General features: G+C 41.2%; 5 protein-coding genes. All 5 read right to left on the bottom strand.

The annotated features are described in order from the left end of the window. Positions 1-529: 529 nt before the first annotated feature. Positions 530-3169, bottom strand: coding sequence for a bifunctional aconitate hydratase 2/2-methylisocitrate dehydratase (locus FTT91_RS00005; protein WP_096900892.1), 2640 nt, complete (start codon positions 3167-3169; stop codon positions 530-532). A 296-nt stretch (positions 3170-3465) separates the two neighbouring features. Next, entirely contained in the window at positions 3466-3735 is a 270-nt protein-coding gene (locus tag FTT91_RS00010; RefSeq protein WP_004973220.1) for a hypothetical protein, read from the bottom strand. Positions 3736-3935: 200 nt separating this feature from the next. Beyond that, entirely contained in the window at positions 3936-4295 is a 360-nt protein-coding gene (locus FTT91_RS00015; RefSeq protein WP_104852111.1) for a hypothetical protein, read from the bottom strand. A gap of 114 nt (positions 4296-4409) precedes the next feature. Further along, on the bottom strand, positions 4410-8921 hold the full coding sequence (locus FTT91_RS00020; protein ID WP_180168731.1) for a translocation/assembly module TamB domain-containing protein: 4512 nt from the start codon (positions 8919-8921) through the stop codon (positions 4410-4412). Between the two features lie 21 nt (positions 8922-8942). Further along, positions 8943-11747, bottom strand: coding sequence for an autotransporter assembly complex family protein (locus FTT91_RS00025; protein WP_180168732.1), 2805 nt, complete (start codon positions 11745-11747; stop codon positions 8943-8945). Between the last annotated feature and the right edge of the window lie 162 nt (positions 11748-11909).

An 11909-nucleotide genomic window follows, 5' to 3' on the forward strand; every position in this document is an offset into this window, starting at 1 on the left:
ATCAACAATACAAAAAATTTCTGTAAAATCGTACATGGTAGTTAGAGCCTTTGGGTTGTGTCGTAACTTTCTAAATGGCTCTAACTACCTTTTTTTCAAGGGCTTTTCTTATCCGTAATTCGGGTTATAGTAAGTTATTAAAAAATATCCAATTTCATTAAAATTAAAACTAAGTAGTTCATTTCAATAAAGTTTTTACCAAAAATTATAATTAAAATTGAATACCAGCATTAATCCACCATATTTTGTGACGCAGTTTACATTATTTTATGACAAACGGTATTGATAGGCAAATTTATATTGTTTTAATAAGTTAAATTCTAATTTATTTCATAGCTTGCGCCCCTATTTTTAAATCAGTTAGGCAAGCTGAAATATCACAATCTATGCTGTTTTAAATGTCATTCATTATTAGATTGAAATTTTACGCATAAAAATAAGGGCTGAATAATCAGCCCTTATTTGATCTTGCTTATCGCTCAACACTCGAACAAATCATAGATTTGCTCTTGCGTTTGCTTTTCCTAACTTAGGTCAACTGAGCAGCAGCAATTTTCTTGGTGTCTACATTCGCAGCAGCGTCTGTGTAGCTTTCCATCTGGTCAAAGTTCAAGTACTTGTAGATGTCAGCAGACATGCTGTCGATTTGAGAAGCGTACTGTTGGTATTCTTCTGGTGTTGGTAACTTACCAAGTACCGCTGCAACAGATGCAAGCTCAGCAGAAGCTAAGTAAACGTTTGCACCTTGACCTAAACGGTTCGGGAAGTTACGTGTAGAAGTAGATACTACAGTTGTGTTCGGTGCTACACGTGCTTGGTTACCCATACATAATGAACAACCTGGCATTTCTGTACGTGCACCAGCTTTACCGTAAGTGTTATAGAAGCCTTCTTCCATAAGTTGACGCTCGTCCATACGAGTTGGAGGCGCTAACCATAGACGAGTAGATAAAGAACCACCAGGAACTTTGTCTAATAACTTACCAGCAGCACGGAAGTGACCGATGTTTGTCATACAAGAACCGATGAATACTTCATCAATTTTGTCGCCTTGAACGTCAGAAAGAAGTTTTGCATCATCTGGATCGTTCGGGCAGCAAAGGATAGGTTCTTTGATGTCTGCAAGGTCAATTTCATACACTTTCGTGTATTCAGCGTCAGCATCAGCTTTAAGAAGTGATGGGTTCGCTAACCATTTTTCCATGTTCTCAACACGACGAGCCATAGTACGCGCATCGCCATAACCTTCAGAAATCATCCACTTAAGCATGGTGATGTTTGAACGAAGGTATTCAGCAACTTTCTCTTCAGAAAGTGTGATAGAACAACCTGCAGCTGAACGCTCAGCAGAAGCATCAGACAATTCAAATGCTTGTTCAACTGTTAAGTCAGTTTCCATTTCTGTTAAGTCGATTTCTAAGATACGACCAGAGAAGATGTTTTTCTTACCTTTCTTCTCTACTGTTAAGTCACCTTCTTTAATTGCGTAGTAAGGAATCGCATGTACAAGGTCACGTAAAGTGATACCAGGCTGCATTTTACCTTTGAACTTCACAAGTACAGACTCAGGCATGTCAAGTGGCATAACACCAGTTGCTGCAGCGAACGCTACAAGACCAGAACCCGCTGGGAAAGAAATACCAATTGGGAAACGAGTATGCGAGTCACCACCAGTACCTACTGTATCTGGAAGAAGCATACGGTTTAACCAAGAGTGGATAATACCGTCACCTGGACGTAAAGAAACACCACCACGGTTCATGATGAAGTCAGGAAGCGTGTGTTGCATTTGAACGTCAACTGGTTTTGGATACGCAGCTGTGTGACAGAAAGATTGCATTACTAAGTCTGCAGAGAAACCTAAGCAAGCTAAATCTTTTAATTCGTCACGTGTCATTGGACCTGTTGTATCTTGAGAACCAACAGTAGTCATCTTAGGTTCGCAGTAAGTACCTGGACGAACACCTTGACCTTCTGGAAGACCACAAGCGCGACCTACCATTTTTTGAGCTTGAGTGAAGCCTTTGCCTGTGTTTTCAGGTTGTACTGGAGTACGGAACAAAGTAGATGGTGCAAGACCTAAAGCTTCACGCGCTTTAGCTGTCAAACCACGACCAACGATCAAGTTAATACGACCGCCTGCACGTACTTCGTCTAGAAGCACTGGAGTTTTAAGTTCAGATTCAGCGATTTGTGCGCCGTCTTTGAACGCTGTTACTTTAGCAGCAGCATGGTCGATTTTAAGAGTGATTTCATCACCCATGTTCATATTAGAAACGTCGATTTCTACTGGTAAAGCACCCGCATCTTCCATTGTGTTAAAGAAGATTGGCGCAATTTTACCACCTAAGCAGTAGCCGCCATCTTTTTTGTTTGGAATGTGCGCGATTTCATCACCGAAGAACCAAAGTACAGAGTTAGTTGCAGACTTACGAGAAGAACCTGTACCAACAACGTCACCCACGTAAGCAACTTGGTTGCCTTTCGCGATAAGGTCTTTGATTTGGTTTAATGGACCAACTTCACCAGGAACTTCTGGGTTGATGCCATCACGTACGTTTTTCAACATTGCATTTGCGTGCAATGGAATGTCTGGACGACTCCATGCGTCTTGTGCAGGTGACAAGTCGTCAGTGTTGGTTTCGCCAGTAACTTTAAACACTGTAAGTTTGATTTCTTCAGGTACATCTTTACGGCTAGTGAACCATTCAGCATCAGCCCAAGATTGTAAAACTGCTTTCGCGTTTTCGTTACCTGCTTTTGCTTTGTCTGCTACGTCATGGAACGCATCAAATACAAGCAAAGTGTTTTTCAATGCTTCAGCTGCTAAGCCAGCCAATTCAGCATTGTCTAAAAGCTCTACTAAAGGTGCTACGTTATAACCACCAAGCATTGTACCTAGTAAGTAAACTGCGCGCTCTTTAGAAACGAGTGGAGAGGTTGCTTCACCTTTTGCTACAGCAGCTAAGAAAGCAGCTTTAACGTATGCCGCTTGGTCAACACCTGCAGGTACACGGTTTTCAATCAAATCAACCAAATAAGCTTCTTCGCCTGCTGGTGGATTTTTTAATAATTCAACTAATGCAGCTGTTTGCACATCATCAAGTGGCTTCGGTGGGACTCCGAGTGCGGCACGTTCTTCAACGTGTTGGCGGTAAGCTTCTAGCACGGTGTTATTCCTCTTTTTTAAAAAATTATTTGTGAATTCCTGCTTTTAAAGCATCACAAACAATATGGACTGCAAAATTTTACTAAACTTCAGGTTAAAAGTTAATGCAACTAGAGTGTTTCTTTGTGATGCCCATTATTTTATAACTAAATGATGCGCATATTGTTCAATTTACAGGCAAAACACGACTTAATTTTAACTTTGTCTGTATGTACACTAACTTTTCGCCTAAAGTTTAACTCGTAAAAAAGGCAACGCTCATGTTGCCTGTTCTAATGAATGAATGATATTCCACCTTAGTGTACTGTCGTAGCTTGAAGATAGTGCTGTAATTGTTCACGACTACCTTCAAACTTGAGTTGAATTTCATCTTCATGCAGCATGCAATGTTCTGCACTGGTAAACGAAATTTGAACTTGATATATCTTTGCAGGTGCATCAATTTGCTGACGTAAATACACCCGATCACCTAAACTTAAAACATAATGACTGCCGCCAATCACTGCGACACCTTGTTCATCTTCTAAGAGCAAATCTGCATTATGCAGGTAAGCAACCACTTCCATTATGCGCTCCTACTGTTTTTGTTATCTTTTTAATTATTCATGAAAAAGATAAGCTTTGCCAGTTTTAAGATTTAGAACTTGTCACAATTTATTTGTTATTTATTTTAGTTTTAGACGTTTTATTTACTTAGGCTATTTTTGATAAAAGATATAGAGGTACAAAACATATTTCAATTTTAATTCATAAAAAAACCGTTCTTTTAGAACGGCTTGTAATCAGGCATTTTATCATGCGGTGTCGCGATACATTTTTCAGTAAATTGCGTACGGACTTTTTCACGTGCCGCATCAACATCACCATTAATTTCTTCAAGTGGCAATGCATAGACTTGCTCAATAATCTCTGAGATAAAATTACGGGTAATGTCATCTTCAATTTTATTGGCATGCTCAATGGCACGTTCTTTTTCAATCGCATTTTGACGATCTAGCATGATGGTACGCGCAGCATTGCCAACACTTCGGCAATAGCCTTGCCATTGTTCTTCAGGGGTTAAGGGTTTCTTTTCTGCACAACCCATTAATGCAAGCACTGCAGTCACCACCAAAATCTTTTTCATTGAAGCTCTCCTGTTGTGCTTATGATAATCAAAAGTTGACATAAATACGAAACTATCCATGCACAAGCTTAAAAAATGCGCTCTGATAGAACGCATTTTTAAGTGAAGTTGCCGTTAGAAGCGCCAGTTATAGAAAATATCCACGGCGCGTTCTAAAGCTTGACTAGCTTCCAAATACAGTCGTTTATTCATTTGATAACGCAAAGTCAACTTATTGACAGGTGTGAAAACCCCCACGCCATAACGAATAAACAAGTCTGGGGTGATATAACCCGTCAAACTGACTTGGGTATCATCGCCTGTACCTTGGGCATCAAGTGCCAAACCACTTAAACCGAATGTACGTCCAATTTGATTGGTCAAGGCACGTGTACCACCCAATCCCATACTAATACCTGCCGCTGCAATAGTATTGTTGACGTCTGACTTAAAGCTTTCGGTCTGACTCAAACCACTGGTACCTTCATTGATACGACCTGTGATCAAAGCATTTAATGCTTCTTGTTCAGATAAGCCTGCATCGTTATAGACCTGAATGTTCGGACTGCTGGCTGTGCCTGTAACTCTAAAGCCGACCATGCTGCCCTGTACATTTTTATTGGCATCCATATCTAAAGTTGGGTTAGAAATTGGGCCATTAAAACGCGCAATGGCACGGTTCAAATCCAGACTTTGTCCATAGGCTTCAATTTTCACACGCTGGCTGACCCCAATCGCACCATTGGCACGCATCGCAGTTTCTAAACCACGTTGAGATAAATACAAACGTCCAATCAGTGGAATACGGCTATTAAAACCTTGGAAAATAACTCGATCACCCAAATTCAGTTCAAGATCGGCACGAATATCCCACGGACGAGCTGAACGTAACAATGCCAGTTGATCTTGTCCTTCATGCACCACACGCACATCCGAAGAAACGTTAACCACAGGTGCCGATACTTCAGGCATAGAAATTAAAGCCCGTGGTACATCTACACGTCCTTTTAAACTCAGTTTTTTCTGGAAAGGTAAAACATCTAAGGATACATCTGGCGTAATCATTGCAGTAATCAGCGGTGCTTGACGAATCAATAAATCTTTACCGTTTAAATTTAACTGAATACGCGGATCATTTTTCCAATCTACACTGCCTGTTAAACGCCCTACACCACCACCGCTGTTAAATGCGCCATTAATACTGGCCTGATCTTGGCGGATAGAGGAGTAGACCTGCACATTGGTCAGATTTACAGGTAAAGAAATCATGCTGATCGCACCATCTTTCAGGCGCATTTCACCCGTCAGCAATGGTGAAGTTAAAGTCCCATTGACCTTGCCAGCAAAGGACAAAATGCCTGCCATTGAGCGCACATCGGCAATAAACGGTTTAAAAACTTTAAGTTGTACCTGATCAAAGGCAATTTCACCGCGCATTGGCATGTTTTTAGTGTAAGGATCAATCAGCACATTGGCATAACCTGTACCAATTTCAGGTGTTTTCACATCTATGCGTAATTTCAAGCCTTCGGCAATGCTTTTTGCGACCACAGCCACTTGTTCATAGCGCAAGGTTGAGCCTATATCTTGTGGATCGTCCGCAGCAAGTCCAATGACGCCATCACGCGTGACCAAATGTGCATCAATTTTTGGCTTCTGTCCTTTTGCCCACGCCGCTTTGGCATACCCATTAACCTTGCCTGTAATCGCCAAACCTTCAGGCATAAATGCAGAAAAGTCATTTAAGTCTAAGTTTTGAGTCACAAATGATGCATTGGCTTTGGTTTTACTCACACGAATAGGTTGATCAAAACACAATTGGCTTTGCTGACTCATCCAACAATGCGCACCAACATACAACTCACTGGTTCTATGTTGATAAATCACGGCTGCGTTTTGGCGCTGTGCCAAGTGGGTTCTTAAGGAGTCAAAATCTCCTTTCTGAATTTGTCCCATCCAATCATTTTGTGCATTTAAACCACCCGCCAATTGCACATAAAACTTACTCAACTTATTTTCAGCTTCCAGTTTTAAAATATGCGCCTGACGTGTACCTGCTAAAGAAATCTGCCCTTGCTCAATGCCACGGTTACCACTGCGTAAATTTTCCATGGATGCCGTCATCAGCGTTGGCGTATTTTCAGAAGTTGGCAATTCACCTTGTAGGCGCAATTTACGCACGCTGAAAATATTATTTACACTGAACTGATCAACAGCGAAATTGGCAGTGGCTTGTAAGCGTGGCTGCGACTGCACATTGATATAGCCATACGCACGTCCACGTAAACCTGAATAGATTTCGTATAAAGCAGGCGCATTGACTTTAATACGCAGATTTTGTGCATTCCCCGTTGCTTGTAACTGATTTTTGGCATAAGACAAAAATAGATTATTGGCTTCAAACTGTTGTGGTAAAAAGCCTTTTTGATTAGCATCAATCAACATGGCTAAATTCCCCGTACCACGTACAGGTTTATTATTGAGCATGCCTGCCAAATTCAGACGTTCAATGTTGATCCGTTTTTGAGTGTCTGACCAAATACCTTGAGTGCGAATATTGCCCGATAATTCACCACGTACACTGGACACAAAATAGTGCGGCTTAAAGCGAATTAAAGAAGCGTTTAAATTCCAGCTCACCCCCTGATTCAAATGCAGCAAACCATCCGCCACAATTTGCCCTGCAACACCATTATGGCGTAAGTCGCTAATTTTAATTAGTTCCGGCGTACCCGATAATTTTAGTTTTAAATGTCCTTCACTGCCTTGAATGGCACTGGCATTTAACCCACCATCATAATTCACGGCAAAACTTTTAAAGCCACCACCAGCTTTCACATCATGGAACAATAAAGCGATGGTGCTTTGCCCAGTTAAATGTACGTTTTCATTTTGATTGACCAAACGCCCTGTCAAATTAATATCTTTCAAATGAATAATTTGCTGATTCGGCAATGCAAAACCATTGGCTTTAAACTGCCCATTTAACACATTAACAGGTGCTGCGGTGCTGATACTTTGCGGATTAAAGTTTTTCGCAGCCAATACCGCATTCCATTTCAACTGACGTTTATCAGTTGGTAAATCAATGACGGCGCTGCCTGCCAAATGACTATCTGCAGTATCAAATTTAAAATTAGGAATATTTAAACGATTATTCTTTAAATTCAATTTGGCTTGGTACATGCCCGCAGGTAACATGGTTTTTTCATGTGTGCTGACTTTACTCGCCACAAAAATATCTTGCTGACCTTCTACCAAGGCCAATTGCACATCACCCGATTCACTTTTCAACCAACCCACATACGGCACAGCACGGTCTATGTTGTTCCAGCGCACATCAAGCAACATCGGATTTGCCGCTTTGCCCTGCGCAGGTTTTTGATCGAGTTTTAAATTCCAAGTTTCATATTGGTCAAAATCGACTTGTGCAGTTAAGTGTGTGCCTTTTTCCAAATGACCTTTAGATGCTAAATTGGCATCTAAACTTGGCGGTAAAAAGTCTTTGACCACTTGAGGAATTAGTGGATCTTTAGGATTAATTTTATCCAGACGTCCTGTTAAATCCCAATTGACTTTTTTATCCCAACTGACAATGCCCGCTACATTGGCAGCACCTTGCATAAGTTGTGCATTTAAATTACTGATATTCAGTTGATGAACTAAATCGGTATACATCAGACCTGTATATTGACCTTTAGGAATGTGTTTACCGCTCAAATCTGTATTGACATCAATATCTAAACGCTTGATATCACCTTTAAATTTGGCTGCACCTGCTTGGGTAAAAAGCTCCTGCTCGGTCAAAATAGGCCAACGGTAGTCTTTAAATTGTAACTCACCAAACATTGGCACTTGCTTACGCATTGGATGCAACACTACCCATCCCGTGAGCAAATCAGGCGTATTTGTTGCAACACCCGCCTGAATCGTGTCGAGTGTGCCTTTGCCTACTACTTTAATATCGTGAATATTTAAGCTGTCATGTAAAGAGGGAATATTTAAATCACCCACCACATTAAGCGGATATTTACCTTCAAATTTCATATCGCCTGTGGCATTGCGTACATTCAAATATCCCATATCCATATTGGAATCTTCAAATTTCAGTTCTGTACCCGACCACAAGGCATTATTTAAATGAATATCGTAAAAATCCACCTGCGTACCAGAGGCGGTTTGAATCAATAAATGATCGACATCGGCAGTATCTAAACGCAAAACAAAAGGTAAGCGAATTTCATTGAATTTGAATGGATCATCACTTGGTGGGCCTTTCGGATAAATCCGCAGATTACGCACATCGGCACTGTTGAGATGGATTTCTTTATCTAAAATCGCACGCCAACCAAGAATGACATCGGCACGGTCAACTTTGACATCAACAGGCTTTAAACTGACGATGATATTGCGCAGAATAATCCCACGCCATAAATTACCGCCTTCATATTCATAATGAATTATTTCTTGGCGCTGCAATACGCTGTCTAATAAGAACTTTGAGCCACGGTCTGTTGAGAACATCACCACCAAAGCGGACACCAATAAAACCAGCATCAACAGCAGTGACAGTAAAACACTCCTGAGTATTCGACGCTTTTTAGGTGGCGTTACTGGAGTTTCTGGTTGCTGTTCAACTTCAGCCATAATGTTCTCTAAGTCTTAAATTTATAGTTGAGAGCCAATAAAGAAATGTAAACGGATTGGATGGTTATCATCTGAAATACCAGAAGCCACATCAATCCGAATTGGGCCAATTGGTGATGCCCAACGTACCCCCAAACCTACGCTATATTCGGTGTCGTTGCTAAAGTCTTTATCGTAAGCATTACCAAAATCACTAAATACTGCTGCGCGCCACCCCTCTTTAAATTGATAGTTATATTCTAATGAACCAACCGCCAAAGCCTGACCTCCAATTTTAAAGCCTTCAATTTGTGGTGTTAAAGACTTGTAGTCAAAGCCACGTAAAGACTGGTCACCACCAGTAAAATAACGCAAATTATAAGGCACTTTATTAAAATCTTCGGTGTAGATATAACCTAAGTCACTGCGTCCGACAAACTGATGATCGTCATTTTCACCCAATGAATAAATAAAACGCCAACCTGCATTTAGAATGGCTAAATCTGCATCGCTGAGCAGTGATTCACTCCCCAGTTCTATTTTATAAATTTGGCGGAAACCTTTGCTTGGGTTAACACGACGGTTACTGTCGGTACGTGAAACTTCATAGCCAAGCAATAACGATTGTTGCTCGACATCACCATTGGCAATAAACGCATCAGGCACTTTTTCCAAAAATACAGTGCCATCTTCAGTTAAGCGATCCAGTCGATAACGCAAGCCAAAAGTATGTTGCCAACTGCCCATTGGGTTTTTAATCACACGGTCTACACCTGCAACCGCAGATTCAATCATCAAGCCGCCACCTTGTGCAACATCGTCACGTTCTTCACGCTCATAACCGCCAACCAACGCGACATAATCATTCAAGGGATGGTTATAAGGAATATTATAACGTCCATCAATGGCTTGACGAATTTGCGAAAGCTCTAAGTTGGCATCGAAAGAGTGACCACGTTTATTGACAATGGCACGGCGATATTGCCCACGCAAACGCACGCCTGTGTCAGTTCCGTAACCTGCACCGACTTCGGCACTATTTAAGCGGTCTGCATTTAAAGTCACAATCACAGGAATTTTTTTGTCTATGCGTGCTTGCTGTTTTAAGCGTTCTTCTTCTGATTGTTTGTCTTCTTGCTGTGCTTGTAGCATGCGCAGCTTATCGTTGCTCGCACCTTCTTCTGTGCCAGCAAATTCAGCTTCGTTCACCACAGATTGCGTCACTTCCTGAGATGACGCCACCCGTTTTTGATCGACGACTGTGGCATCGTAAACTGAGATTTTTTGTTGATCGACCAAAGCCTGAATATCAGGTGGCAATTCCAAAGGATACTCGACAGGATCAGGACGGATCGTATCAACTAAGGTGTAGTTGAAATAACGCGAGTTGGTGAGGTTATTGGCCAAACCATTTACACGCCAAAAAGTATAGTCAGCATTGTCCTGCCAAGTGACCATACTTTGCAGAATATCCATATCCAAAGGGAATTCTTGATTTGGATCGCTCATACGAAATTCAACATTTCCGAGTTTATAACGCTCGCCTGTTTCATAACGTAAATTGATATCGGCTGTATTTTGAGGTTGAGCGACTTTAACGTCATGCAAACGCCAGTAACTGTCAAAATAACCGTTATCTGAAGCGGCATCGGTAATTCGTTTTTTGGTTTGCTCATACAAACCATGATTAAACACATCATCTACTTCTTGATCAGGCAAGACACCAATAACCTGAAATTGTGCCTCGTATTGTCCTTCACCTGTAAATTCAATATTTTGCTGTTTAATCGCCACAGGTGGATTTGGCACAACCTGCACACGCACGCGGCTATCACTGAGTTTTTCAAACTTAAACTCGGCATTATAAAAACCCACCGCCTGCGCAGCCTGATTTGACAACGTACGCAGTTGCGGCAATGCCGATGGAAAATCTGCAAAAGACTCCTGGGTAAAACTGGACAGTTTGGCCTTAATATTGGCACTTAACTGATCTACCGCTGTACGATAAGCATCGGGCGATACCTCTCCAATTGAGTTTTGTGTACCATTGACACCATTTGCAGTAATGACCACATCTGCACTAATACGCGGCACTTTGGCTGTATTTAGCTCACGCGGTGGACGGACTTTATACAGTAAACGTCTGAAAAAACTGGGTTTATCGGCATTTTCCACCTGCGTCATCCAGCCCAATTCAGCCATTAAGGTATCGTTAGGATTGGCTTCCACTACAAAATTACTGTCTGCCTGAATATTGGTTATGAGCCGATCGACATTTACAGGCGCTTGATCAATTTGCAGTAGCTCCTGCTGTGTTGCGTCTTTAACCAACGTTTCTGGCACTTGACCATTGCGGTCTAGCATCGCTTCTTGTTTGGCTTGTTCTGCCACCTGAAAAATTTCATTGGCAAGCCCCTGATCTACAGGTGCAATGGGTAAATCTTCTAAGTCTTCAAATTCGATAGGCTGAAATTCAGCAAAAGATGCCCCTGCCTGTTGTTGCTGTTGCAGCATTTCTAGACTATTAAATTCAGGTGTTTGCGCTTGCTCTAAAGCTTCTTCTATTTTTTGTAGATCTTGGGCACTGTCTTTACCTTGTGCTGCTGCCAGTTGTTTAATTTCTGCAGCTAAATTTTGTGCTTCTTCTGCAGTTGGAGTCTGTAGCGGTACAGGATTTTCAGCAAGCTGAGCGTTTGAATTGGGTACAGTAAGACTTTCTGCAAAACTTGAAGATGCAACTAAACCTAAAAACAGACTTAGTCCCAGCTTTTTCGGCATATTCCAGCATAAAATTGCATGCATACTGGAACACAGTACTGATTTTTTAAAGTTTGTATTTACAAGCATAAAAAACTCTAAACTGATTTAATTTTTATGGAAAAACCCCAATGAACCCGCGTACAAACACCAATTTATTTGATTTTTTCATCAGTGAAAAGACTTGAAACATCATACATGATTTTCTGTACTATTATATCAAGCGGTCACATTTCTTAATAAAACTAAACG

Origin of the sequence: Acinetobacter sp. YH12021, assembly GCF_013420145.1 — a bacterium.
Lineage (GTDB): Bacteria > Pseudomonadota > Gammaproteobacteria > Pseudomonadales > Moraxellaceae > Acinetobacter > Acinetobacter towneri.